At 72.0% G+C, this 25801-nt stretch carries 19 protein-coding genes; 13 read left to right on the top strand and 6 right to left on the bottom strand.

Annotation, left to right across the window (positions count from 1 at the left end; genetic code table 11):
- Positions 1-48: 48 nt before the first annotated feature.
- Positions 49-3813: a helix-turn-helix domain-containing protein gene (locus ADK54_RS18665; RefSeq protein WP_063802005.1), complete on the bottom strand. Its 3765-nt coding sequence runs from the start codon at positions 3811-3813 to the stop codon at positions 49-51.
- A 397-nt stretch (positions 3814-4210) separates the two neighbouring features.
- Here ADK54_RS18665 and ADK54_RS18660 point away from each other — a divergent pair, with 397 nt between their 5' ends.
- Entirely contained in the window at positions 4211-5995 is a 1785-nt protein-coding gene (locus tag ADK54_RS18660) for a M4 family metallopeptidase (RefSeq protein WP_053726777.1), read from the top strand.
- A gap of 53 nt (positions 5996-6048) precedes the next feature.
- Here ADK54_RS18660 and ADK54_RS18655 read toward each other — a convergent pair whose 3' ends face one another.
- Complete coding sequence (locus tag ADK54_RS18655; protein WP_234392124.1) at positions 6049-6951, bottom strand: hypothetical protein; 903 nt, start codon at positions 6949-6951, stop codon at positions 6049-6051.
- Between the two features lie 196 nt (positions 6952-7147).
- On the opposite strand from ADK54_RS18655, the gene ADK54_RS18650 reads away from it, so the two are divergent.
- Positions 7148-8857, top strand: coding sequence for a PQQ-binding-like beta-propeller repeat protein (locus ADK54_RS18650; RefSeq protein WP_159047834.1), 1710 nt, complete (start codon positions 7148-7150; stop codon positions 8855-8857).
- Between the two features lie 57 nt (positions 8858-8914).
- Here ADK54_RS18650 and ADK54_RS18645 read toward each other — a convergent pair whose 3' ends face one another.
- Positions 8915-10249 carry a serine hydrolase domain-containing protein gene (locus tag ADK54_RS18645; RefSeq protein ID WP_234392123.1) on the bottom strand — a complete coding sequence of 445 codons (1335 nt, stop codon included), beginning with the start codon at positions 10247-10249 and terminating at the stop codon, positions 8915-8917.
- 213 nt (positions 10250-10462) lie between these two features.
- Here ADK54_RS18645 and ADK54_RS18640 point away from each other — a divergent pair, with 213 nt between their 5' ends.
- The 5 genes from ADK54_RS18640 to ADK54_RS18620 all read left to right on the top strand — a co-directional run bounded on the left by ADK54_RS18640 (position 10463) and on the right by ADK54_RS18620 (position 18070).
- On the top strand, positions 10463-13030 hold the full coding sequence (locus ADK54_RS18640; RefSeq protein WP_053726775.1) for a DEAD/DEAH box helicase: 2568 nt from the start codon (positions 10463-10465) through the stop codon (positions 13028-13030).
- 278 nt (positions 13031-13308) lie between these two features.
- Positions 13309-13512, top strand: coding sequence for a hypothetical protein (locus ADK54_RS18635; protein WP_053726774.1), 204 nt, complete (start codon positions 13309-13311; stop codon positions 13510-13512).
- Between the two features lie 168 nt (positions 13513-13680).
- Positions 13681-15225: a carboxylesterase/lipase family protein gene (locus tag ADK54_RS18630; RefSeq protein ID WP_053726773.1), complete on the top strand. Its 1545-nt coding sequence runs from the start codon at positions 13681-13683 to the stop codon at positions 15223-15225.
- 138 nt (positions 15226-15363) lie between these two features.
- Positions 15364-16866: an MFS transporter gene (locus ADK54_RS18625; RefSeq protein WP_053726772.1), complete on the top strand. Its 1503-nt coding sequence runs from the start codon at positions 15364-15366 to the stop codon at positions 16864-16866.
- A gap of 250 nt (positions 16867-17116) precedes the next feature.
- A complete protein-coding gene (locus ADK54_RS18620; protein ID WP_053726771.1) occupies positions 17117-18070 on the top strand; it encodes an NAD-dependent epimerase/dehydratase family protein in 954 nt (317 codons plus the stop codon).
- A gap of 17 nt (positions 18071-18087) precedes the next feature.
- On the opposite strand, the gene ADK54_RS18615 is transcribed toward ADK54_RS18620, so the two are convergent.
- Positions 18088-18504, bottom strand: coding sequence for an organic hydroperoxide resistance protein (locus tag ADK54_RS18615; protein WP_053726770.1), 417 nt, complete (start codon positions 18502-18504; stop codon positions 18088-18090).
- Between the two features lie 136 nt (positions 18505-18640).
- On the opposite strand from ADK54_RS18615, the gene ADK54_RS18610 reads away from it, so the two are divergent.
- The 4 genes from ADK54_RS18610 to ADK54_RS18595 all read left to right on the top strand — a co-directional run bounded on the left by ADK54_RS18610 (position 18641) and on the right by ADK54_RS18595 (position 21113).
- Complete coding sequence (locus tag ADK54_RS18610) at positions 18641-19150, top strand: MarR family winged helix-turn-helix transcriptional regulator (protein ID WP_053726769.1); 510 nt, start codon at positions 18641-18643, stop codon at positions 19148-19150.
- Between the two features lie 182 nt (positions 19151-19332).
- On the top strand, positions 19333-20073 hold the full coding sequence (locus ADK54_RS18605) for an SDR family oxidoreductase (protein WP_053726768.1): 741 nt from the start codon (positions 19333-19335) through the stop codon (positions 20071-20073).
- A 57-nt stretch (positions 20074-20130) separates the two neighbouring features.
- Positions 20131-20565, top strand: a complete 435-nt coding sequence (locus ADK54_RS18600) for a hypothetical protein (RefSeq protein WP_107090561.1) — start codon at positions 20131-20133, stop codon at positions 20563-20565.
- Between the two features lie 80 nt (positions 20566-20645).
- Positions 20646-21113 carry a hypothetical protein gene (locus ADK54_RS18595; RefSeq protein WP_199826993.1) on the top strand — a complete coding sequence of 156 codons (468 nt, stop codon included), beginning with the start codon at positions 20646-20648 and terminating at the stop codon, positions 21111-21113.
- Between the two features lie 21 nt (positions 21114-21134).
- On the opposite strand, the gene ADK54_RS18590 is transcribed toward ADK54_RS18595, so the two are convergent.
- A complete protein-coding gene (locus ADK54_RS18590; RefSeq protein WP_053726767.1) occupies positions 21135-22169 on the bottom strand; it encodes a methyltransferase in 1035 nt (344 codons plus the stop codon).
- A 273-nt stretch (positions 22170-22442) separates the two neighbouring features.
- Here ADK54_RS18590 and ADK54_RS18585 point away from each other — a divergent pair, with 273 nt between their 5' ends.
- Positions 22443-22829 carry a PPOX class F420-dependent oxidoreductase gene (locus tag ADK54_RS18585; RefSeq protein ID WP_053726766.1) on the top strand — a complete coding sequence of 129 codons (387 nt, stop codon included), beginning with the start codon at positions 22443-22445 and terminating at the stop codon, positions 22827-22829.
- Between the two features lie 9 nt (positions 22830-22838).
- Here the strand turns inward: ADK54_RS18585 and ADK54_RS18580 are convergent, their stop codons facing one another.
- Complete coding sequence (locus ADK54_RS18580; RefSeq protein ID WP_053726765.1) at positions 22839-25058, bottom strand: RICIN domain-containing protein; 2220 nt, start codon at positions 25056-25058, stop codon at positions 22839-22841.
- A gap of 237 nt (positions 25059-25295) precedes the next feature.
- On the opposite strand from ADK54_RS18580, the gene ADK54_RS18575 reads away from it, so the two are divergent.
- Positions 25296-25784, top strand: a complete 489-nt coding sequence (locus tag ADK54_RS18575; protein WP_053726764.1) for a hypothetical protein — start codon at positions 25296-25298, stop codon at positions 25782-25784.
- The last annotated feature ends 17 nt before the right edge of the window (positions 25785-25801 follow it).

Here is a 25801-nt window from a genome sequence, read left to right as displayed (position 1 = left end):
GCCGACGGGAAACGGGAAACACGCGGGAAACACCCCCGGGTCCGCAGGTCAGTTGACGGACGGGCACAGGGGCCGGTAGGGCAGGTCGGGCAGCAGGTGGGCCCAGCGTTCGGGCCCGGTGTCGCCCAACAGGCGGCACACCTCGGCCTGTTGGCGGGGTACGTCGGTGTTCCAGAGCCGGACGGTGCCGTCGTTGCTGCTGCTCGCCAGCGTGCCGGGCCGGCCGGGGTCGAAGGTGACGCCCCAGACGGCGCCGGCGTGTCCGCTGAGGGTGGCGATCTGCTCGCCGCGATCGGGGTTCCACAGGCGTACGGTCTGGTCGCTGCCGCTGCTCGCGAGGGTCTTGCCGTCGGGGCTGAACGCGACCGCGCGCACCGAGCCGCTGTGCCCGGCGAGAGCGCCGGCCGCCGTGCCGCGGGCGACGTCCCACAGGCGTACGGTGCCGTCGTTGGCGCCGCTGGCCAGGGTGCGGCCGTCGGGGGCGAAGGCGACCGAGCGCACCGAGCCGGTGTGGCCGCGAAGGACGGAACGCGGCCCGTGACCCGGGTCGTTCACGTCCCACAGCCGGACGGTCAGGTCGTCGCTGCCGGTGGCCAGGGTGCGGCCGTCCGGGCTGAACGCGACGGCGTTGACGAAGTCCTCGTGGCCGTGGAGCGTGGCGTACGGCTTCCGCGTGGCGACGCCCCAGAGGGTGATGGTGCGGTCGGCGCTCGCCGAGGCGAAAAGGCGACCGTCGGGCGAGAAGGCGACCGCGAACACCGAGCCGTCGTGGCCGGTCAGGGTCGCCTCGGGGCGGCCGGTCGCCGCGTCCCAGAGTCTGACCGTGCGGTCGGCGCCCGCGGAGGCGACGAGGCGCCCGTCGGGCGAGAAGGCAACGGCGAACACCGAGCCGTCGTGGCCGGTGAGGGTGGTGCGCAGCCGGTGGTGGGCGACGTCCCAGATCCGGACGGTGCGGTCCGCCTCCGCCGAGGCGAGGAGGCTGCCGTCGGGTGAGAACGCGGACTGCCACGCTTCGGTGAACGGCCGTGCGGTGAGCGCGGAGCGGCCCGGGTCCCACAGCACCACGGACTGGTCGAACCCGGCGGTGGCGAGGCGTTCGTCGGGCCCGGCGGCGACGGCCAGGACGTAGTCGGTGTGGCCGGACAGGGTGGCGACCACCCGGTGGTTCACGGCGTCCCACAGTTTGACGGTGCCGTCGCCGCTGGCGCTGATGACGGTGTCTCCGGTCCGCGTGAAGGCGACGGCGTTGACGTCGTCGCTGTGCCCGGTCAGGACGCTGCGCAGGGTCGCGTCGGGCAGGTTCCACAGCCGTACGGTGCGGTCGGCGCCGCCGGATGCCAGGGTGTGGCCGTCGGGGCTGAACGCCACGCCGAGCACCTGGTCGCTGTGGCCGGTGAGGATCACCGGCAGCTGACTGTCCGTCACATCCCAGAGCCGTACGGTGCGATCGGCCGATGCCGAGGCCACGGTGTGCCCGTCGGGGGCGAAGGCGACCGCCATCACCGCGTCGGTGTGACCGGTGAGGACGGCGCTCGGGGTGCCGTCGGGCACGTTCCACAGGCGTACGGTGCGGTCGGATCCGCCCGACACCAGGGTGTGGCCGTCGGGGCTGAACGCCACGGAGCGGACGGCCCCTTGGTGGCCGGGCAGGATCGCGGTCATGCGGTGGGTGGCGGCGTCCCAGAGCCGGACGGTGCCGTCCGCGCCCGCCGTCGCCAGGCGTGTGCCGTCGGCGGAGTAGGCGACCGAGGTGACCGCTCCGGTGTGGCCGGTCAGGGTGGCCGTCACCTGGTGGCTCACGGTGTCCCAGAGCCGCACGCTCGCGTCCGAGCTGGCCGTCGCGAGGGTCTTGCCGTCGGGGCTGAACACCACCGAGTTGACCGGGCCCGAGTGGCCGCGCAGCCGCCCGTCGAAGTACTGCGCCTGGGTACTGAGCAGGGCGCCTCGCGCCTGCGGGGTGCGGTCGGTGCGGTAGGCGTCGGCGGCCAGCAGCATGGAGGCCTCCGGCTGCCCGGCGGCCAGCGCACCCGAGCGCACGGCCAGGGCCTGCGACTGGGCGGTGCGGCTCTGGTCCAGGGCCCGTTGACGCTGCTGGAAGGCGAGGGCTCCGGCCGTCACCGCGACCGCGAGGAGCCCGGCGAGGGTGACGAGCAGGGCGCGGCGGATCCGGGTCTGGCGCCGGGCCGTGCGCTCCCCGCGCCCTTCCTCGGCCTCGCAGGCATCGATGAACTCGCGCTCCACCGGCCCGAGTTGGGCACGGTCGGAGGCCTGCTGCGTCCGGTCGCGCACGGCGGCCAGGCGGGTGCCCCGGTAGAGGAGGCTCGGGTCGCGGCCGGCCCGGACCCACTGGGTCGCGGCGTCGGAGACCTCCTGGCGCATCACCAGGCCCGCCCGGTCGGCGTCGATCCAGCCGCGCAGCCGTGGCCAGGCGTACAGGAGGGCCTCGTGGGTGATCTCCACCGCCTCGCTGCCCGCGGTGACGAGGCGGGCGCGGACGAAGGCGTCGAGGGCGCGGGCGCCGGACTCGGGGTCGGTCAACTGCCGTATCAGCAGGTCGCGTTCGACGGGTCTGCGGGTCTGTGCGCTGTCGTCCGCCACGTGCACGAGGCGGACGAGGAGCTGGCGGGCCGTCAGCTGTTCGGCCGGGTCGAGCCGGGCGTGGACCGACTCGGCGGTGCGGGCGACCGCGCCGTGGATGCCGCCGGTCGTCTCGTAGCCGGCCACGGTCAGGGTGCGGCTGGTGCGCTGCTGCCAGGTGACGAGAAGGGCGTGCGCGAGCAGGGGGAGCGAGCCGACGGAGGCCGCCGAGTCGGTGCCCAGATCCCTCAACAGGAGTTCCACCAGGCCTGGTTCGAGGCTGAGCCCGGCACGTTCAGCGGGTCCTGTGATGGCCTGGCGCAGCTGGGTGGTGGACATCGGGCCGAGCGCGAACAGGCCGTGGGTGAAGACCTCCACGAGGTGCGGGTGGTCCAGGCAGCGGCCGCAGAAGTCGGCGCGCAGGCCGACCACGACGGCGGCGCGGGCGGTGACGCCGTCGAGGTTGCGGGCGGTGGCCAGGGAGTGGAGGACCGCGACGAAGTCGCGGCGCTCGCGGTCGTCCTCGCAGAGGGTGAAGACCTCCTCGAACTGGTCGACCACGAGGACCAGGCCGGGGCTGCGGCCGTGCGCCGCGCAGGCGTCGAGCAGGGTGCGCGGGCGCGCGGCCAGCGCTTCGGGGGTGATCTCCGCGCCCGCCGCGCCGAGCACGTCGGCAGCGCAGCGCAGAAGTTCCTTGAGCGGGTGTGCGGTTGGGGTGCACACCACGACCGGCCAGCCGTCGGAGCCGGGTACGGGAAGGGCGCCGCGGCGCAGCGCGGGCAGCAGCCCGGCCTGGAGCAGCGAGGACTTCCCGGCACCCGAGGGGGCGACCACGGCGAGCGGGCCGCGGCCCATCCGTTCGGCGAGCCGTCCGGTCAGTTCGGCCGTCGCGCTCTCGCGGCCGTAGAACCACGCGGCGTCCTGCGGCCCGTAGGCGGCGAGCCCGCGGTAGGGGCACAGGGCCGTCTCGGCGGGGCCGCCGTGCGCGGTGCGCGCAGCGGGCACGGCCGCCGGTTTGGGGAGCAGGCGCACGAGTTCGCCCTGGGCGCCTAGCGCGTCGTCGCAGCGGCGGGCGACGTCGAGGGTGGGCGGCTTGCTGCCGTTCTCGATCTTGCTGAGGTATCCCTTGCTGTAGTGGATCGAGCGGGCCAGTCCCGTGAGGGACACCTTGCGCAGGCCTCGCAGGCGCCGCAGCTCCGCTGCGAATCCGTCGGCCGTTTCGTCGTCCGTTGGCACGGCACCTACCTTTCCGTGACGGACGGGGCGTACGCCTGAAAAGGACGAACTTCGTCGGGTTCCGGTCGGCAACAGACGTACGAGCCGGGTTCGTTGGGCAACGCGAACTCCGTACCTGGACCTTCGCCCAAACCTTGCGCGGGGCGGGCAACCCCTCGGCGTGATCATGCATCTGGGCCGGTGAGGGGAGTTGGACACCTTCCGGCCATCGAAGTCCCGGGCAATTGTTAAATCTGGGTTCCGGGAGCGCAGAACTCGATCATCCCTCTTTACATGTTCATGCCAGGCATAGCAGGGTTTCGGCCGGGACCACACGGTCCCCACGGTGCACAACAGCACCGTGCGTACGGGTGGTTGTTGAGCCGACCGCCCCCGCACCCTCTAAGGACCCCCCACCGTGCGTACACCCCACATACGCAGCCTGGCGATAGCCCTGGCCGTCACCACGGCCGTCACCATCACGGCGGGAAGCGGGGCCACGGCCTTCGCCGCCCCGACCGCCCAGGGGGCCACCGCCCCCGCCGCGAGCGCCGGTTTCCAGCCGGTGATCGACGCGGCCCGCACCGCGGCCGTCGCCCACTCCGCCGCCACCGGGGTCGGCAAGGACGACACACTTCAGGCCACCGACGTCCTGGTCGACGCCGACGGCAAGCAGCACGTCCGCTTCATACGCTCGCACCGCGGACTCCCGGTCCTCGGCGGCGACCTCGTCATCCACCTCGACGCCAGATCCGGCTACACCGGTGTCACCCGGGCACTGCGCCACCAGGTCGACGTTCCCACCACCAGCGCCAAGGTGACGGCGGGACAGGCCCAGGCGAAGGCCGCCGCCATCGCGAAGGGCACCGCCGGCGCCGCCCAGCTCGTGGTCGACGCCCGCGCCGGGCGCTCGGCGCTCGCCTACCAGATCCAGGTGAAGGACAGCTCCACCGCCGAGTCCGGCAGCCGTACGGTCGTCGTCGACGCGGCCACCGGCACGGTCCTCAGCAACACCCCGGCCAGCGATTCGTTCCTGTCGCCCAGCGTCCAGGAGAAGCTCCGCAAGAGCGGCCAGAAGCTCAGCCCCGCGCTGGGTACGGCCTCGCCGGCCCCGTTCGCCTCGTCCGCCGCGACCGGTTTCCCCGCACAGGCGACCGGCACCGGCTCGTCCCTGTTCGTCGGCAGCGTGTCGCTGACCACCACGCAGACCGCGAAGAGCGCCTTCACGCTCAAGGACCCGAGCCGCGGCCAGACCGAGACCCGCGATGCGGGCAACAAGGAGCTGGAGCAGTTCACCGGCGGCAAGGCGTTCACCAGCACCACCAACCGCTGGGGCACCGGCAGGGCGAGCGACCGCTCCACGGCCGCCGTCGACGCGCAGTACGGCATCACCAGCACCCTCGACTTCTACAAGAAGACGTTCGGCCGCAACGGGATCAAGAACGACGGGGCCGGCGCGCACGCCCTTGTGCACTTCGGCAGCAAGGTCGGCAACGCCTTCTGGTCCTCCGACTGCGGCTGCATGCTGTACGGCGACGGTGACGGGCAGACCTTCGCGCAGCCCCTCGTCGTCCTCGACGTCACCGGCCACGAGCTCACCCACGGTGTCGTGGACGCCACGGCGAACCTCCAGCCGACCCGTGTCGACGCCAACGACAACCAGTTCGGCGAGCCCGGCGCGCTGAACGAGTCGCTCGCCGACATCTTCGGCAGCAACGTCGAGTTCGCCACCAACAACCCGAACAACCCGCCCAACTACCTGATGGGCGAGAAGCTCGGCCTGCAGCAGAAGTTCCTGCGCCGCCTGGACAAGCCGTCCCTCGACAAGCTCGAAGGCACGGTCGACTACTGGTCGACGGCGTCGTACGACACCGAGGTCCACGCGGGTTCCGGCGTCTCCTCGCACGCCTACTACCTGCTGGCCGAGGGCAGCGGCAAGAAGACCATCAACTCGGTGGCCTACGACTCGCCGACCTACGACGGCTCGACGGTGGCCGGCATCGGCCGGGACAAGGCGACGCAGATCTTCTACCGGGCGCTCACCCGGTACATGGTCTCCACGACCGACTTCCACGACGCCCGCACCGCCACGCTGAGCGCGGCCGCCGACCTGTACGGCGCGAGCAGCACCGAGTACAAGACGGTGGACAAGGCCTGGGCCGCCGTCAACGTGACCGCTGCGAACGCCCCGTCCGGCAACTGACCGAGCACGTCACTGCCGCCCCGCGAAGTGCGGGGCGGCAGTGGTGTGTCCGGCTATGGAACCAGGGTGTCGAGTGGTGTCATCACCACATCGCTGGTGGGACGCGACAGGTGCAGGGCGGTGTGGAAGTAGCCGTCCGACTCCTTGCCCTCCGGGTCGTGCCCGGCCGCGGTCACCGTGTCGATGGCATAGCGGCGTTCGCGTTCGTCGGTGAAGCGGCGCTGCGGGAAGGTGGGCGCGGCCCGCTCGGTGGCGAGGCCGAACGCGGCGAGGCACCCGGAGATCTCCGTGTACGCGGTGGTGCGCAGCACGAACGAGGCGACCCACACCGGTCCGCGCGCCGCGGAGAGCAGCGGCCGGAAGGTGCGTGGCGACAGGAAGCTGGTGCCGCCCGTCACGGTGATCAGCCGAGCCTCGCGCACCGCGCGGCGCAGGGCCGGGCTGGGCGGGGCGTCCTCAAGGTTCTCGGCGAACCCGTCCGCGAGTAGCCCGACGGCCCGCCCGTAGGCGACGGCGTGCGGGGCGATGTCGAGCCCGACGACGCGGACTGGGTCGCGACGGCGTCGCGCGGTGTAGAACTCCCGGTCCCACTCGGCCAGTTGGGCCGTGCTCATCGAGACGGCCTCGTGCGAGGTGTAGCGCTGGTACAGGTCCTCCAGCGTCACGTCGTGGTTGAGCAGGGCCGCGTTGATGCCGTACGAGCAGCACAGGTCGAGCGCGGTCAGCGGCGGACCGTCGGGCGGAGCGGCCGCGTCCAGTGCGGACCGCAGCCGCCGGAAGATGTGCTGCGCGTGGCCCGGCGTGCGGTATTCGAGCGGGCCGAGCACCCTGAAGTAGGCCCGGGGATCGGGCTGATCGTAGAGGTCGTCGAACGGGGCCATGCCCTCCGCGGCCGCGGTGCCCGCCACTCCCACCCCGCCGCCCACTGCCGAGCCGGTCCGCTGAGCATCGGTCATCGTGCCCGTCCCCTCTCGCTCCGTCGCCGTTTCCCCGGCAGAGCATTGGGGACGGCGGCGGCGCTTGGGAACACGGCCGGTTCGAATCAGGCCACGTTCAACTCCCGTACGGCATGGAGGCTGCCGAGACTCACCCCGCTGTTGCCATGTCAGAAAGCCACTCCACAGAATCCACCCCACCCGTCACACTGGACGCATGACCGCTCGTAACTCCGGAGAACTGCCGGACCCCGATGGGAACTTGGATCCGCACCGGCCGGACGACTTCCAGTGGCCCGGCGCCGGCCTGCTGCCACCCGCCTCGGAGCAGCGGCAGCCGCCACCGGTCCGGCCCGGCTACGGGCAGGGACACCCGATGCCTGCGGGGCAGGGGCCCGTACCGGGAAACCCTTACGCACAGCCGCAGCCGGGCGGATTCGGGCCGCCGGAGCAGCCGCCGATGGCGCCGCCCCCGGCCGGCCGCGCCCCGTTCCGGGGCAGGCGAGCTCTGATGGTGGCCGCCGGAGTGGCGGGCCTCCTGGTGATCGGCGGCGGGGTCTACCTCGCGACGACCGGCGGTGACAGCGGCAAGCCCGTCGCCGAGCCCAGTGCCTCCCCCACTCCCTCCGGTTCGCCCTCCGTCGACCAGGGCGACGGCAAGGGCACCGGCGACGGCGGGGGCGACTACGACCCCAACGCGGGCATCACGGCGGGCCAGGCACACGTCTGGCTGAACGAGAACAGGACTCCGCTGGTCAAGGACGGCGCCTGGCAGTACGGCCCGTGGCGGGTCGGCGACGTGATGGTCAAGGCGATGTACAAGGAGGTCACCGGCTACGGGGTGGCCGACGGCAAGGAGCGGTGGAAGGTCACCTTCGACACCCCGTTGTGCGGGGTGCCGCGGGCGCCGTCCGCCCAGAACAAGCTGGTCGTCGGCGTGCTGGAGAGCAACACCAAGGGCGCCCACTGCAAGGTCCTCCAGCAGATCGACCTGGCCTCCGGCAAGGCGGGCTGGAAGGCGGTCAGGGCCGAGGACAAGCCCACCAACTCCGCGCTCACCCTCAACATGGCGATCTCCGGCGACACCGTCGCGGTCGCCTGGTCGGGCGGCGCGACCGGCTTCTCCGTCACCGACGGCCACAAGCTGTACGACCTGCAGGGGCAGGGCGGTTGCAGCCCCCAGGGCTTCGCCGGCGGCGCCCGGCTGATCAGCGCGGGGTTCTGCTTCAACCCGAACGACTTCAAGGACCAGCCGGGCGACCTGCTCCAGGAGCTCGACCCGGTGACGGGCAAGGCCAAGTGGAACTACCAGTACGAGAAGGGCTGGCGCATCGGCCAGGTCCTGTCGGTGGACCCGCTGGTCGTCACCGCGCTCCCCCACGAGGGCAAGACCTGGAAGATCCTCGCGTTCACCCCGGACGGCAAGCTCCGCTCCCAGACCGAGCCGAAGTTCCAGATGCCCAGTACGTGCAGCGGCTGGGGGCAGAGCGTCGACCAACTCCAGTACTGCTACGGCTCGGTGGCCGACGCCCAGACGCTGTACGTCGCGGCCGACGGCAAGGACACGGACATGACCAAGGACGCCGACGGCACTCAGGTCGTCGCCGTCGACCTGAACACCGGCAAGGAGAAGTGGCGCTCCAACCCGCCCCAGGCGCGCAAGGTGCGCCCGCTCGCCGTCGAGAACGGCAAGGTGGTGGTCTACCTGGACGCCGGGCCCCAACTGGGCTCCGCGGTCGCGACGTTGGCCCCGGCGGGCGGCGTTCCGCAGGTGTTCCTGCAGAGCCCCCCGGCCGCCGCCGACGCCCAGCGCAGCTTCTTCTCGCCGCACCTGGCCTGGGCGGGAGGCCGGCTGTTCATGCTCAACAACCGGGTGGAGAACCCGACGCCGAACGCCAGGGTGAACGCGGCCCTGTCGTTCGGCTGACCCACCGGGGCCTCGGCGGTCCGAAGCGCGGACCGCCGAGGCAGGTTGGGCGATCGGTCACAGGCGCGGGGCCGTCGCCGGGGCGAGATCCTGGGTGCGTGGGAGCGGCACGGCGGGGGCGGCGGGCTTGCCCGTCCGGTCGCCCGCGTCCTTGCCGCACAGCGCCTGGAGGTAGAAGCCGTCGAGCGCGGCGTCGATCGGGCTCGGCTGCACCTTCCCGTCCTTGTCCAGCTTCTGATACTTCATCAGGTTGTAGGCGGTGGCCATTTGACGCCGGCCGTCCGGGCTGGACAGGACGGACGTCCCGGCTCCGAACACCGCTCCGTCGTGCCCCCAGAACCGCCCGCACGGCAGGTCGACGGCGGCCACACCGAGGCCGTAGCCCATCACGACCTCGCCGTTCTCGCCGAGCACCGGCACCGTGGTCTGCATCTCGTGGAGCTGCGCGGCGGGCAGGAGATGGCCGCGCAGCAGCTTGCGGTAGAAGTCGTCGAGGTCGCCCGTCGTCGAGACGAGGGCCCCCGCGGTCCCGCCCCACGACATGTCGTACACGCTGTAGTCGCGCGGCGGGTCGATCAGCCCGTAGAACGACTCGTACATCCTGGGGTGCGGTCCGGATATGTACGGGGAGCGCGGGAAGTAGGTGTTGCGCAGCCCCGCCTTCTGGATGACGTTGCGCGTGATGTACGCCTCGGGGTCCTCGCCCGTGACCTTCTGGATCAGCATCCCGGCGATGATGTAGTTGGTGTTGGAGTACGACCACTTCTCGCCGGGCTTGCCGGTGGGCTCGGCCTCGACGCCGAGGCGGGCCAGTTCTTCGGGCCGGAAGTAGCGGAAGCGGTTGTCGTCCAGGCTCTTGGTCGACTTCTCCAGCAGGGAGGGGAACGCGCCCGGGATGTAGTCGCCGATGCCACTGGTGTGGTTGAGCAGCATCCGTACGGTGATCGCCTGCCCGCGCTCGCCGGGGACGGTGTCGGGGAGGTAGCGGCCGATCGGGGCGTCGAGGTCGATGCGGCCCTTGGCGACCTGCTGGAGCACGGCGACCGAGGTGAACGCCTTGGTGACGCTGCCCACGCGGTGCTGGAGCTGGGGCCTCATGGGGCGGCCCGCGCCGACGTCGGCGAGCCCCGTGGCGCCCTGCCACGCCTGGCTGCCGTCTCTGACCTCCGTGTTCACGCCGTACATGCCCGCCGCGTGGACCGCGTCCAGCGCGGCGCCGAGCGCCTTGCGGTCCAGACCGGCCGAAGCGGCCGTCGCGTCGGGGGTGGAAAGGGCCGTGGGGGCGGGCGCGGCCTGGGCCGGGACGACGGTCGCGAGGAGGGCCACCGCCAGGGCGGCGGTGGTTTTGGCGACGCGTGCGCGGTGGCGACGCTCAGGGCGGTCTAAGAGCATGGAGTCTCCCTTTCGGATGGGCGAACTGGGCATCAACTGTCGCAAGGGGCCCGGTCCGGGCAAATCCTCCCGGCGACCGATCTTGATCCTGCGCACTGCACCGAACGGACGAGCCGCTCTCGGCCACGGGACGGCAGGCGGGCGGGGCTTAGAGTTTTCCTTCTCCGGACGTCGCAAGTGGCCGGAGGCAGCGATGAGGAACGGTGGGCGTGCGTGATCAGGCTCCGTGAGCACCAGGTGGACGCGAAGGCGCGGATCCTCGCCGAGTTCGGCTTCCCGGCGCGCGCCGACGTGCCCAAGGGCGGGGCCCGGGCCACCGTCGTGTCGGCGACGGGCAGCGGCAAGACCTACACCGCCGCGTCGGCCACGCTGGAGATGCTCCCGCGCGGCCGGATCCTGGTGCTCGTGCCCACCCTCGACCTCCTGGTGCAGACAGCGCGGGCCTGGCGAGCCGTGGGCCACCGCTCCCCGATGGTCGCGGTGTGTTCCCTGGAGAGGGACGAGGTCCTGGACGGGCTGGGGGTGCGGTGCACCACCAACCCCATTCAGCTGGCCCTGTGGGCCGGGCGGGGTCCCGTCGTCGTGCTCGCCACGTACGCCTCACTGGTGGAGCGGGACGACCCCGACGAAGGGGCCCCGCCCGGGGTGGAGAAAGTGCCCGGTCCGCTCGAACTGGCCCTGGCGGGCGGTGAGTTGATGTACGGGCAGCGGCTCGACCCGTTCGACCTCGCCGTGGTGGACGAGGCCCACCGCACGGCCGGCGACACCGGGCGCCCCTGGGCGGCCGTCCACGACCAGGACCGGATCCCGGCCGGCCGGCGGCTGTACCTGACGGCCACCCCGCGGATCCTCGCCGCGCCCCGGCCCCCGCGCGGAAAGGACGGCCGGGAGCAGGAGATCGCCAGCATGACCACGGACTCGGCCACCTACGGCCGCCAGATCGTCCAGCTCGGGCTCGCCGAGGCCGTCGAGCGCGGCATCCTGGCCGGTTTCGAGATCGACGTACTGGAGATCCGCGACCCCGCGCCGCTGCGCGCCCGGGCCTCGGAGGAGGAGCGGCGGGGCCGTCGCCTGGCGCTGCTCCAGACCGCGCTCCTGGAACACGCGGCGGCGCACGACCTGCACACCGTGATGACGTTCCACCAACGCGTCGAGGAGGCCAAGGCCTTCGCCGCTCGGCTCCCGGAGACCGCGGCCGAGCTGTATACGAGCGAGGTCGGCTCCAGGGCGCGGCGCCGGGCCGCGAAGCTTCCGCCCTCGCAGGCCGAGCCGTACGGGCTCGAACCGGACCGCCACGTCCCGGCGGACCGGGTGTGGGCCGAGTGGCTGTGCGGGGACCATCTGGTGTCCGAACGGCGGGATGTGCTGCGGCAGTTCGCGGACGGCACCGACGCCAAGGGACGCAGCGTGCACCGCGCGTTCCTCGCGAGTGTCCGGGTGCTCGGCGAGGGCGTGGACATCGTCGGCGCGCGCGGTGTGGAGGCGATCTGCTTCGCCGACACCCGGGGTTCCCAGGTCGAGATCGTCCAGAACATCGGCCGGGCGCTGCGGCCCAATCCGGACGGCACCACCAAGACCGCCCGGATCCTGGTGCCCGTCTTCCTCGGCCGCGACGAGGACCCGCGGGACATGATCGCCTCGGCGAGTTACGCGCCGCTCGTGGCCGTCCTGCAGGGGCTGCGCTCGCACGACGAGCGGCTCGTCGAGCAGCTCGCCTCGCACGCGCTGACCCGCGCGGCCGACGGCGGCCGCCACCCGCGCCTGCGCCGCGACAGCCGGGGCCGGATCGTCGAGTCCCCCGACGACGCCGCGAACCCGCTCCTGCGCTTCTCGACGCCGCGCGACCCGGCCACCGTCGCCGCGTTCCTGCGCACCCGGGTCTACCGCCCCGAGTCGCTGGTGTGGCTGGAGGGGCTGAACGCGCTGCGCCGCTGGCGCGCCGAGCACCACCACACCGGGCTCGTGTCCGTCCCGTACGACACCGAAGTCGCCCTGGGCGTGACCCGGTTCCCGCTCGGCCGGTGGGTCGCCCAGCAGCGGCGGGCGCTGCGGACCGGCGAACTCGACGAGCACCGCAAGTTCCAGCTCGACGAGGCGGGGATGGTCTGGGAGCCGGGCGACGAGGCGTGGGAGGGCAAGCTCGCGGCGTTCCGCGCCTTCCACCGCGCCCACGACCATCTGGCGCCCCGCCAGGACGCCGTCTGGCTGGACGAGCCGGTCGGGCAGCACCTGGCCAATCTGCGCCGGACGGGCGGGCTCGGCAAGGACCCGGAGCGGGCGGGGCGCCGGGCGGCCCAGCTGGCCGCGATCGACCCCGACTGGAACTGCCCCTGGCCCCTCGACTGGCAGCGGCAGTACGCCGTGCTGCGCGACCTCGTGGCCGCCGACGGCTCCCTTCCCGACATCCGGCCCGGGGTGACCTTCGACGGCGACGACCTCGGGCGCTGGGCCGAGCGGCAGCGGCAGGACTGGCGCGCCCTGTCCGAGGCCCAGCGGGAACGGCTCTCCGCGCTCGGCCTCAGGCCCGCGAAACCGCCCCGCCCGGGCGCGAAGACCGGCACGGGCAAGGCGTCGGCCGCCTTCACCCGCGGCCTCGCGGCGCTCGGGCAGTACGTCCAACGGGAAGCCCGCACCACCATTCCCCGGGGGCACGAGGAGACGCTGCCGGACGGCACCGTCGTGAAACTGGGCATCTGGTACTCGAACACCAAGACCCGGCGCGCCGGGCTCAGCCACACCCAGCGCAGCGCGCTCGCCCAGCTGGGCGTCGACTGGGCGTAGCGGCCGTCCGCCGGATCAGCGCAGGCGGCGGTCCGCCTCGTCGATCGGCACTCGTAAACGAGCCGACGGCCGCGTCCGGGCCCGCCCCGGCCCGCCGGACCCGAACCACGGCCGGGGCGCTCATGGAACACGCCGCGCGATGACAGCCGCCGTGTCACCTTCGGCGGGTGTTCCGCATGCGTCGGCGCGGTACCGGTGACAGTGTCGAAAGGCCGGGGCGTACCCGGCGTCCGCGGCCGGGCGGCCGGGCGCGGCCCGATACGGATGAGGAGTCACCAGTGCGCCATCGCATCGTTGCCGAAAGACCCGACGGCGACACCCTGAAGGAATGGCACATGGTCCGCGGCGACGAGAAACAGGCCATGTGCGGACACGACTTGGTCGAGGGCGCCGACGAACAGCCCGACGACGCCTGGGGCACGGACCGCGCCCACCCCTTCTGCCACACCTGCGGCGCGCTGTACCTGCGCGAAGTTCCGTAGCCCGGCCGGGCGGGCGGGCCACGCTCCGTCCGCCCGCCGCTCCCCTCCGCGCCTGGCACCAACTACCGATGCCAGAGGCGGAGTTGGGGCCCGTCATGCTGCACCCGCCACTCTCCTCCCCTCCTCGGCTCCGTATCGTGGAGTCCCGCTGCCGAGAAGGGACATCGCATGACCGGACGCACGCCCGCACCCGAGATCCGTACGACCTCCGGAACCGTCCGCGGACGCGTCGCGGACGGCATGGCCGTCTTCCGCGGCATCCCGTTCGCCCAGCCGCCCGTCGGCCCCCTGCACCTGGCCCCGCCCGCGCCCGCCCTGCCGTGGGACGGCGTACGCGAGGCCCTCTCGTTCGGCCCCACTCCCCCGCAGTCGCTCGGCCTGGGGTTCGGCTCGGGTCCCGAGAGCCCGAGCGATTCGGACGAGTGGCTGACGGTCAACGTCTGGTCGCCGGATCCGAGTGGGTCGGCCCGGCTGCCCGTCATGGTGTGGATATACGGCGGGGCCTTCCTGGTCGGCTCGTCCGACGGGCCCACCTACGACGGGACGGCGCTGGCCCGCCGCGGCACGGTCGTCGTCACCTTCAACCACCGGGTGGGCGCCGAGGGGTACGGCCACTTCGAGGGCGCGGTGCCCAACCGGGCGCTCCTCGACCAGGTCGCCGCCCTGGAGTGGGTGCGGGACAACATCGCGGGGTTCGGCGGCGACCCGGGCCGGGTGACCGTCTTCGGCGAGTCCGCGGGGGCGGGCGCGATCGCGGCCCTGCTGGCGATGCCCAGGGCGGCCGGTCTGTTCCACCGGGCCGTGGCGCAGAGCGTCCCGGGCACGGTCTTCAGTCCGGCGCTGGCCGCGGACGTCGGCGCGAGCGTGGCCGGCGAGCTCGGCCTGCCCGCCACCCGGGACGCGCTGGCTCCGGTGTCGCCGAAGGCCCTGCGGGACGCGGCGGACGCGGTGCTCGGCAAGATCACGCAGTACGGGGCACGTTGGGGCCGGATCGCCCACGCCCACCTCCCGTTCGCGCCGGTGGTCGACGGCGAGGTGCTTCCCCGTTCGCCCTGGGAGGCGCTGCGCGCCGGACGGAGCCGCGACATCGAACTGATCGCGGGTCACACCCGGGACGAGGCACGGCTGTTCACGGTGATGGCGGGCCGCTACGGAAAGGTCACCCAGGAGGAGGCCGACACCACCCTGGCGAGGTTCGCGCCGGGCCGCGAGGGGGCGGCGGCCTACCGGGCCGGCCATCCGGAGGCCGACCCGACCACGATGCAGGACCTGGTCATGTCGGACTGGCTGTTCCGGATGCCGAGCCTGCACCTGGCCGAGGCGCACGCGATGAGCGGCGGCACCACGTACACCTATGAACTGGCCTGGGGGGCACCGGCGTTGGGCGGTGTGCTCGGTGCCTGCCACGGGCTCGATGTGCCGCTGGTGTTCGGCACGCTGCGCGGCGGGATCGCCACGATGGTGCTCGGCGCGGAGCCGCCGGCCGAGGCCGTGGCCGTCTCGGAGGCGATGGGCAGCGCGTGGACCGCGTTCGCGGCGCACGGCGACCCGGGCTGGGCCCGCTACCGCACCGAGGGCCGGCTGACCCGCGTGTTCGCGGCCGAGCCGCACACCGTGCCGTACCCGCACGAGACATCGCGTCACATCTGGGCCCAACATGCCTTCTCCGCCCTGGAGTTGAGCCAGGACGCGGATCCCGTTCCGTCCGTCTGAGAGCCGCTGCCGGCCGCGGGGCGCGCCACCTGTTCGGGTCCGACTGGGGGTGGGCGATTGCGGGGAGTATGTCCGGTGAGCGCCGGGTACTCGCGTCCGGCAGGTGCGGTTTCGGCTCGCGGCGGCAGGAGGCGGTTCATGAGCGGCGCGGTGCGGGGCCCGGGGCCACGGACCATCACGACCGAGGTGCCGGCGAGGCTGGACCGGCTGCCCTGGTCGCGCTGGCACTGGATGATCGTGATCGGTCTCGGCACCGTGTGGATCCTGGACGGGCTCGAAGTCACCGTCGTCGGGAACATCGCGAGCCGGCTCTCGGAGCACGGCAGCGGGCTCGCGATCACCGACGCCCAGGTCACAGGCCTTGGCGCCGCGCTGTATGTGGCGGGGGCCTGTGCGGGGGCACTGTTCTTCGGCTGGCTGACCGACCGGTTCGGGCGCAAGAAGCTGTTCCTGGTCACCCTCGCGGTGTATCTCGCGGCCACCGCGATGACCGCGCTGTCCTTCTCGGCGTGGTGGTTCTTCCTGTTCCGCTTTCTGACCGGGTTCGGCATCGGCGGCGAGTACGCGGCCATCAACTCCGCCATCGACGAGCTGATCCCGAGCAAGTACCGCGGCCGGGTGGACCTCATCATCAACGGGAGCTACTGGCTGGGCGCGATGGGCGGGGCGCTGCTCTCCGTCGTCGCGCTCAACACCGACATCCTGCCGGAGAACGTCGGCTGGCGGCTCACCTTCGCCCTCGGCGTCGTGCTCGGTCTCGTGATCCTGCTGGTGCGGCGGCACGTACCGGAGAGTCCACGGTGGATGTTCATCCACGGCCGCGAGGAGGGCGCGGAGCAGTTGCTCGACGACGTGGAGCACGAGGTGGAGGAGCAGACCGGCGAGCGGCTCCCGCCGCCGGGGCGGTCGATCACCATCGAGCAGCGCGAGAGCGTGGGCTTCGTCGAGATCGCCCGGACCCTGTTCAAGGCCTACCCCAAGCGGGCGGTGCTCGGCTTCGCCCTGTTCATCGGGCAGGCCTTCCTCTACAACGCGATCACGTTCGGGTTCAGCTCGATCCTGGTGAAGTTCTTCGACGTCTCCAGCGGAACGACCGGCTACTTCTTCGCCGTGATCGCCTTCGGCAACTTCCTGGGCCCGCTGCTGCTCGGCAAGCTCTTCGACACGGTCGGCCGGCGCAGGATGATCGCCGGTACGTATGTGCTGTCGGGCGTTCTGCTCTTCGTGACCGCGTGGTTCTTCGCCCAGGGGTGGCTCAACGCCACGACGATGACGGCGTGTTGGTGTGTGGTGCTGTTCTTCGCGTCGGCGGGGGCGAGTTCCGCGTACCTCACGGTGAGCGAGATCTTCCCGATGGAGACGCGCGCGATGGCGATCGCCTTCTTCTATGCGCTCGGTACGGCCGCGGGCGGCATCTCGGGGCCGCTGGTCTTCTCGGCGCTGACGTCCAGCGGGGTGGTCGGCGACGCCGTCATCGCCTTCGGCATCGGCGCGGCGCTGATGACGGCGGCCGGGGTGGTGGCCGCGTTCCTCGCGATCGACGCGGAGGGCAAGTCCCTGGAGGACATCGCCGCCCCGTTGTCCGCGCGGCTCGCGGCATCGGCCGAGGGCACGACGCCGCCGGGGGCACCGGCGGCGTAGGTCCGGGCCGCGGCCGAGCGCCCCGCGGCGAGTGGAGTGGTTCATCCGCGGGCCGGTGGGGGCTGATCGCGCAGTTCCCCGCGCCCCTTTGGGGCGCCGTGCCGCACAGGGCTGCCCTGAAACAGCGCGCCTTTGACGAACCCATCTCTTCATTGCGTCAAGCACGCGCCAGAGTTATAGTCTCTAACTAACGCCACTGCACATAACGCAGCCGGGGGCTGACGCCGTCCCGGCCATGAGGGGAATCGACATGTCGCACACCGAAAGCAACCTGCACGTGGTTCTCGGCGCGGGCCCGGCCGGCACGGCCCTGGCCACCGAGCTCGCGCACCGCGGCCACCCGGTCCGCCTCGTCGACCGGTCGGGAACCGGCCCCGAGATAGCGGGAGTCGACCGGCTGAAGGGTGACGTCGCATCGGCCGAGGGGGCCGCGGCAGCGGTGCGCGGAGCCGGGGTCGTCTACCACTGCGTCAATGTCGCCTACCAGCTCCAGGTCGAGGTCATGCCTCGGATCCAGGAAGCCGTGCTCGGCGCCGTGGAGACGCAGGGCGCGCGCCTGGTCGTCCTCGACACGCTCTACCCGTACGGCGAGACCCACGGAGAGGTCATGACCGAGGACACCCCGTGGCGCGCCACCACCCACAAGGGCCGGATGCGCGCCGAGCTCGACGACAGGTACCTGGCCGCGCACCGCGAGGCACGCGCTTCGGTGGTGCTCGGCCGGTCCGCCGACTTCGTCGGCCCCGGGGTCTTCAACTCGACGCTCGGCGCGGCCGTCTTCCCCGGGGCGCTGACCGGCGGCGAAGTGCTGACGCTCGGCGACATCGACCTCCCGCACAGCTACACCGACATCCGCGCGGTGGCCGCCGGGCTCGCCACGCTCGGCGAGAGCCCGCACGGCGACGGCCGGGTCTGGCACCTCCCGACGGCATCGGCCGTGACCACCCGTGAGGTGCTCGGGATGATCGAGGACCGGGTCGGCCGCCCGCTGAAGATCGTGACGCTCGACCAGCCGCGCCCCTTCGGCCCGTTCGACCAGGTCTTCATGGACGCGTACGCCGAGATGTTCTATCAGCACACCGAGCCGCAGATCGTGAGCTCGGGGGCCTTCGAGGCCGCGTTCCGCACCGCGCCGATCGCGATGGGCGACACCCTCGACGCCACCCTGGCGTGGTACCGCGGCCTGCTGGCCGAGCGCGCCTGACCGCGGCGCGCGGGCCGCTACTCGATGACGATCTCGAACGGGATGTTGCCGCGGGTCGCCTTCGAGTAGGGGCAGGCCGCGTGGGTCAGCTCGACGAGCTTCGCGCCGCTCTCGCCCTCCAGGTGCCCGGGGAGCTCGACGCGCATGACGACACCGATGCCGAAACCGCCGTCGGCGGGGTCCTTGCCGATGCCCACCTCGGCGGTCACCGAGACGTCCTTGACGTCGAGCTTCAGCTGGCGGGCGACGGAGCCCATCGCGCTGGCGAAGCAGGCCGCGTAGCCGGCGGCGAAGAGCTGCTCCGGGTTGGTGCCCTGGCCGTTGCCACCGAGGGCCGGCGGGAAGGCGAGGGGCAGGTCGAGCTGGCCGTCGGAGCTGACGGTGCGGCCTTCGCGGCCGTTGGCGGTCGCCACTGCGGTGTAGAGCGCGTCCATGGTGATCGGTTCCTCTCGTGTCCGTCCGTACCGAGTCGGTGCGGCTCCGTACGGGGAAGCCTCGGCTGCCCGGAATCAACTGAAGCACACAATTAAGTTGTGCACAACTAAATGGCGCGCGTGTTAACCTGGCCGCATGGTGACCACGCCCTCCGCCCGCCCGCACGACGAGGACTATCTGCGGCTCGACCTCCAGCTCTGCTTCTCGCTGCACGCGGCCTCGCGCGCATTCAACGGCGTCTACCGCACGCTCCTGAAGGACCTGGGGCTCACGTACCCGCAGTACCTGGTGATGCTGACGCTCTGGGAGCACGGGGAGCTGCCGGTCAAGAGGATCGGCGAGAAGCTGAGGCTCGACTCGGGGACGCTGTCGCCGCTGCTCAAGCGGCTCGAATCGGCGGGCTTCGTGGAGCGGCACCGCAGCCGGGCGGACGAGCGTTCCGTCACCATCCGCCTCACGGAACAGGGCACGGCCCTGCGCGAGCGCGCGCTGGCCGTGCCGCACCACATCGCGCGGGCCGTCAATCTCCCCCCGGAGGACTTCCACACCCTGCGCACCCTCCTGTCCACCCTCACCGAGGGCCTCGACGCCGCCCAGGGACCGATGCCGACGGACACGGACGAGGCGGTCTGTGCCGAGGGGTGAGTCCCGAGCCGAGGGGTGAGTCCCGAAGAGGGCACAGCCCTGGACCCTCCTGTCGGATCCCCCGCGCGTCTGGACCACCTCTGGTTCACCTTGCGGGTGGGGGTCCCGGCGGCGACCTGCCGCGCGTGCGATAGGACTTGCTGTCCAACCATGCACACACCAGCAAGCGCGGGAGGCAGCACGTGTCACGTCCGGTCACCATCGTCACAGGCGGCAGTCGGGGAATCGGCGCGGCGACCTGCGTCCGCCTCGCGGCGGACGGGCACGACCTGGCGCTCGGGTACATCAGCAACGGCGCGGCCGCGCAGGAGATCGCCGAGGCGGTGCGTGCGGCGGGGGCCCGCTGTGTCACCGTGCGGGTCGACACCTCTCAAGAGGCGGACGTGGAGCGGCTGTTCGACACGGCCGCGGCCGAGCTCGGGCCGGTGACCGGCCTGGTCAACAACGCCGGAGTGAGCGGCCCGCTCGGCCGCCTCACCGACACCAGCACCGAGGTGCTTCGCCAGGTCGTCGACGTGAACGTCCTCGGCTATCTGCTCTGCTGCCGGCGCGCCGCCCGCGACATGGCCGCGAACGGCGGGGGCGCCATCGTCAACATCTCCTCCGCGGCGGCCACGCTGGGCAGCCCGGGCGACTACGTGCACTACGCCGCGTCCAAGGCGGCCGCCGACGCGCTGACCCTCGGCCTGTCCAAGGAGCTCGGCCAGGACCGCATCAGGGTCAACGCGGTCGCCCCCGGCATCATCGACACCGATATGCACGCGACGATGGGCGACCCCGACCGGCCGGCCAGGATGGCCTCGGCGATCCCCCTCGGCCGCCCCGGCGAGGCCGGCGAGGTCGCCGCCGCCGTCGCCTGGCTGCTCTCGCCCGACGCCTCGTACACCACCGGTGCGATCCTCAGGGTCGCCGGCGGGCGGTGAATCCCGGCTCGACACGGTGCGACGTCGGCCAGCGTGCTGGGAGTTCAGGAGGGGCGGATGACAGAACCGTTCGAGGCGGCCACCGGGGACGGGCCCATGGCGCCCCCGGATGCCGGCCGGGAGGCCGCCGTGCGCACCGCTTTCGAGGGGCTGCTGCACATCCGCCGGGTCATGGACGTCTCGGGACCGGCGCGGTGGGAGCGGCTCCAGCCGGTGCGGGCGATCGCGCTGGCCCTGGAGGCGGCGGGCATCGAACCGTCCGCCGTCGACGCGGACGGCAAGCGGTACGCCACCGGCTACCGCGTCAGCGCCGCCGAAGGGGCCACCGGCGTCCGCGTCGAGTGGCTGGGGCCGCCCGGCAGCGGCGCCGAGTACGCGGCGAACGAGTCGCTGCGGCGCTGCGCCGCCGTACTGCGGCCGCTGGGGTGGGTGGCGCTGGAGTACCGCGGGCCGCGCCGCCACCACTACCTCGAAGTCGAACCGGCGGGATGAGGCGGGGCCGGTTCGCGAGGCGCACCGGCTGCCGCTAGAGTGCCATGCTTGTTCGATTGTCCGGGGACGACGGGGGAAGCGTGAGCGCGCAACTACGGGACATCGCAGGCGAGTTGGCCGCGCTGCTGTGGCGGGAGCACACCCTGTACCGCGAGCGGTCGGGCACCGTGGTCATCCGCGGGGCCCACGTGGAGCGCTGGATCAGCCTCTCCCCCACCGGCGGCCAGGACCAGGTCCTTGTCCGCGCGGGCCGGATCCTCGACGGGGGCACCACCGCCCCTGCGCGCTCCGAGGCGGTGGCCACTCTCACCGAGGGCACGAGTGAACTCGCCGCCGTCTGCCGGAGGTTGCTCGCCGACACCGCGGCTGGGCCCGCGCCGATGAGCGAGCGTCCAAGACGCGGCAGACCGAAGAAGGCCAAGGCGGCCAAGCGGTCCCCGAAGCCGGTGCGCAGGAGTCGGCACACCGGCTTCGTGTCCTGGATGATCATCCTCGCCGTCATCGGCGTCGTCGCCCTCTTCGTACGCAACCTGGCGACGGCCTTCTGAGGACCGGTCGGCCGAGTCCGTTCACACCGCTTCGGCCTCGATGATCGACGGCAGCGACGGGGTCGGCAGGATGCGGTTCAGCTTGAATCCGGACCGGGTGAGCAGGTTCTCGAACTCCGTAGCCGTCCGCTCCCGTCCCTTCACCAGCATCAGCATGATGATGTCCAGCTCCACGGCGGGGTGTGCGTCACCGTTGTCAGGCAGCACCGCGTCGACCACGAGGAGCCGCTTGCCCGGGGCGGCGGCCCGGCGGATCGCGCCGAGAATGCGCAGGCAGTCCTCGTCGTTCCAGTCGTGCAGGATGTGCTTGAGCAAGTAGAGGTCGCCGCCGGCCGGTACCTCCGAGAAGAAATCGCCGCCCGCCACGCTCCAGCGTCCGCGCACCTCTTCGGTGTCGAGCAGGTGGTCGGACACGGTGTTCGGCTGGTCGAAGAGCACGCCGGTCAGGGCGGGTTCGCGGCTGAGCACCGCGCGCAGCAATCCGCCCCGGCCACCGGCCACGTCGACCACGGTTCCGCTGCCGGGGAACGCGTAGCTCTCCGCGACGAGTTCGTCGACCCGGCCGGACATCGAGGCCATCCCGGCGTCGAACAGCTCCCCTTCGGCGGGCGAGCCCGCGAGGTGGGTGAAGAACGGCACCCCGTAGGCCGCTTCGAAAGGCGTCTTTCCGGTGCGCAAAGTGTCCTGAATTCCGGCTGCGGACCGGCTGAACATCTCGTCGGTGATCAGCATGGCGGCCGCGTGCTGCGAGCCGGGCACGTCCGTGCGCAGCGCAGCGCCCGAATCGGTCAGCGCGAAGGCGCCCTTCTCGTCCTGGCTGAAGAGCCCGTGCATCGCGAGCAGACGCAGCACGCGCCGCAGGGAATCGGCGTGCAGAGCGGCGCTCGCGGCGAGATCCTCGACGGTGCGGGGACCGTCGGCCAGTTGGTCGGCGATGCGGTGCACCGCCACGGCCCGGACCGCAGCCGAGTACACCTGGCCGAACAGCAGCCGATTGAGCGGTGAGGGGTTGAAGGGGTCGGTGGGGTCGATCGGGCTGTCCGGACTGGTCGCCACGGTCCGCTCCTGTCGTCACGGGAGATTTGCCTTTGTCACCACAAAGGCGTGCCTTCCCATCCTCGCAGTGCGCCCCGCACCCCGGTGCGGGTTCGCCGGGTCGCGAGGGGCGTCAAGTCGGCTTCCGGACAAGGGCCGCGCGCGCCGGGCGGGCGGCCGCGCGCCCGGGTGTCCCACCGGGACGAGGAGCCGGGTGTCTCACCAGGGGACAGGCACTCACCTGCTACAAAGGCCTCCCACCCGCTTCGCTTCGCCGACCTTGAGGATGGCGTCATGACTTCCGACGTGCTGGACCGGCTCGGCGCCGGTAAGTACCTGCTCGTCACGAGCTACAAGAAGGACGGCACGGCCGTCGCCACCCCGGTGTGGGTCGTCCGGGACGGCGACGCCCTGGTCATCTGGACGGTGAGCGACTCCTGGAAGGTCAAGCGCATCCGCAACCGGCCCGAGGTGCTCGCCGGGCCCTGCGACGTGCGCGGCAACCCCACCGGCGAGCAGCACCCGGCGACGGCCGTGATCTGCGACGCGGCCGCCACCGACGCCTGCCGGGCGCTGCTGCGCCGCAAGTACGGGGTGCTCGGACGGCTCACCCTGCTCGGCAGCCGGCTGCGGCGCGGCACGAGCGGCACGGTGGCCGTCCGGATCACCCTCGACTCCTGACCGGGGCCGCTACGGTCCCGAGACCAGGTCGGCCACATTGCTCGCGGAGTTGGAGGGTCCCCCGCTGTTGTTGATGACATGGCCGATGGTTCCGGTGCCGCCGAGGGACACCGTCACCATGTCGTGGAAGCGGATCCCGGACGCGTTGGGCGCCTCGAAGGCCCGGTCGGCGACCACCGAGGGGTCGGCGCTGAAGTAGCAGTAGCTGCCGAGCCCCCAGGCCTCGTGGCTGGTCACATTGCCCGCCACCTTGTACGCGTCGTAGCCGCGCGTCGAGCCGTTCATCCAGGAGCCCTGGCCGGGCGGGTCGTACGGCATCTCGTTCTGGAAGAAGTAGGTGCGGCCGCCGTTCCCGTTCCAGAGGACCTGGTGCTGCTGGTAATGCTCGACGAACAGGCCGTACATGGTGACGTTGTCACCGTTCACGATCAGGCCGTTGGCGGCGGTGTTGCTGGTCCAGCCGACGCCGCTGCCGTGGTCGGCCCGCCACAGCCACATGTGGTCGCCGATGACGTCCGCACTGTTGACGACGAGGCTCTGTGTCGCCTTGCCGACGCCTGCGCCGCCGATGCGGAAGAACACGTCGTGCAGCGAGGTCGGGTCGGCGCTGTGCCGGGCGGTCGCGCCGCTCGGGCCGACCCGCATCAGCGTCCCCGAGTTGGTGGTGCCCGCGTCGATGAGCAGGCCGGCCACGTTCACGCCGTCCACGTCGGCCACGTCCATCGCGGTGATGCCGTTGTCGGGGACGAGGGTGGCGAGTCCGAGGCCGAGCACGACGGTGTCGGGCCGGGTTACGTCGAGGGTCTGGTCGAGGTGGTAGACACCGGGTGTGACCAGCAGGTTCTTGCCCTGGGCGAGTGCCTGGTTGATGTCACCGGCGGTGGCGCCCGGCTTCACTATGAAGAAGGTGTCGATGCCGAGCGAGCCGCCGGGCTGGTTGCCGCCCGCCCAGGTCGTGCCCTGGGTGTTGGTCCGCAGGGCGGGCACGAACACCTTGTACGCGCCGGCGCCGTCCACGTACAGGAAGGGCTTCTCGCGGGTCACGGGTGACTGCGCGACCGTGGTGTACGGCGGGTTGGGAAAGCTGTTGGCGGGGGCGTTGACGTCGCCGACGAACACCATGTTCCAGTTGGCGCCGTTCCAGCTGCCCCACTGGCTGTCGCGCGAGAGCCACTGCTGCTGCGAGCCCGACCGCACCTGTCCGTCGATCTTCGAGTCGGCGATGAACCCGCCGCTGGACCAGCCGCCGTCGTCGAGCTGGAGGTCACCGCGCACGTGCATGCGGCGGTACGGCGCTGCCTGCGAGACGGCCCAACGGTCGCTGCCGCCCGTGGGGTTGACCGACAGGTTCTCGGCGGAGCGCCAGAAGTTCTGGGTGGCGTTGCCCTGGAACCAGTCGGCTTCGGCGTGCACGGCTCCGTTGATGGTGACGTCGTCCGGGGAGAGTCCGAGACCTGCGACCTGGGTGTAGAAGCCCACGTTGGCGTCGGCAGAGTACGTGCCGGGCTTGAAGAGCAGGGCGTAGCGCTGCGCGCCGAACTGGTTCTTCTCCTGCTGGGCGAAGACCTGGTTGAGCCGGCCCTGGATGGTGGAGGCGGACATCGACGGGTCGAAGACCGTGACGTTCGGCCCGAAGTCCGGTGTCCCGGCGGGTGGTTGGGGGTCGCCCGAGGCGTCCAGGCTGAAGGACTGGGCCGCGGTGCCGTTGCAGGCGTACTGCTGGATGCGGGCGCCGTCCGCCGTCGAGGCGCCCGGCACGTCCAGGCACTTGCCGCTGTTGCGGTTGACGAAGTGGTAAGCGCCGCCCGCCTCTTGGACCGGCAGCCACTGCTGGTTGGCGCCGCCGCTGTACGACCACAGCTGGACCGGAGCCGAGTCGGCGGTCGAGACGTCCGTGACGTCCCACGCCTTGCTCGCGTCGTTGCGGTTGTCGACGCGCACATAGCCGTCGCCGGTCGGCTCGAACCGCCACTGCTGTGCGGCGCTCGCGTTGCAGGCGTACTGCTGGACGGCCGTGCCGTCGGCGGTGCCCGCCGCGGCCGCGTCCACGCACTTGCCGCTGTGCCTGGCGGCCACCGTGACCCAGCCCGTGGGCAGCGCGGCGGCCTGCGCGGTGGGGGCGAGGGCGGTCGCGGACACGAAGGAGGCGAGCAGGGCGCCGAGGGCGAGCAGCGGGGTGGTCCGGGTTCTGGCGTGCGGGGGCCGGGTGGGGGATCCGGAAGTTCTCATACGTCCATCCTGTACCGCGGGGTGCACGGAGTAAGTGGGGGGTGTACGGGAGGAGTTACGAGGTGCGGGGAGGGCGTCACGAGTGACGCGAGGGGTTCACGGCTTTCTTCAAGGTGTGAAGTTAGGAGCCCCTGGCGGGCCCGTCAAGAGTTCAGGTACGGAAGAAGTTCACGTACGCGGGACGGGCGGCTGGTAGCTTGACACGTCCGGAAATCGCTCGCAGGGGGACGATCAGCAGTGCACAGGTTCTTGCGTACCACCGGCCTCGCCTCCGTGGGGCTCGCCGGCGTCCTTCTCGCCTCGGGGTGCAGCAGCGGCGGCTCGGACAAGGCCTCCGACAAGCCGTCGTCGGGCAGGGCTCCGGCGGCGAGCAGTTCCCCCGCCAAGACGCCCGGCGGTCCGGGCATCCCCTCAACTCCCGCTCAGGGCAAGGGACATGGCACCTCACCGGCGGCCGGCGGTATCGACGGCGACTGGGTGGCCGTCACCCAGGGCAAGCCCGTCGCCCTCGTCATCAAGGGAAAGAACGCGTCCGTACTCGGCGAGCACCTGTGCAACGGAACGGCGAGCAGCGCCGCCGGTACGGCGACGCTGCTCCTCAAGTGCCCGGACGGCAACACGACCCGCACCAAGGGCACGGCCAGGCTCAACGGCTCCACCCTGGAGGTCAGTTGGAACGGCTTCGGCAGCAAGGACGAGTTCACCCGGAACAAGACGTCCCGCTGAGGCCCCTTCGCCCGGTC

Origin of the sequence: Streptomyces sp. WM6378 (assembly GCF_001279695.1) — a bacterium.
GTDB lineage: Bacteria > Actinomycetota > Actinomycetes > Streptomycetales > Streptomycetaceae > Streptomyces.
The sequence above is the reverse complement of the archived record's forward strand: the minus strand, read 5'-3'. Positions and strand labels throughout refer to the sequence as shown.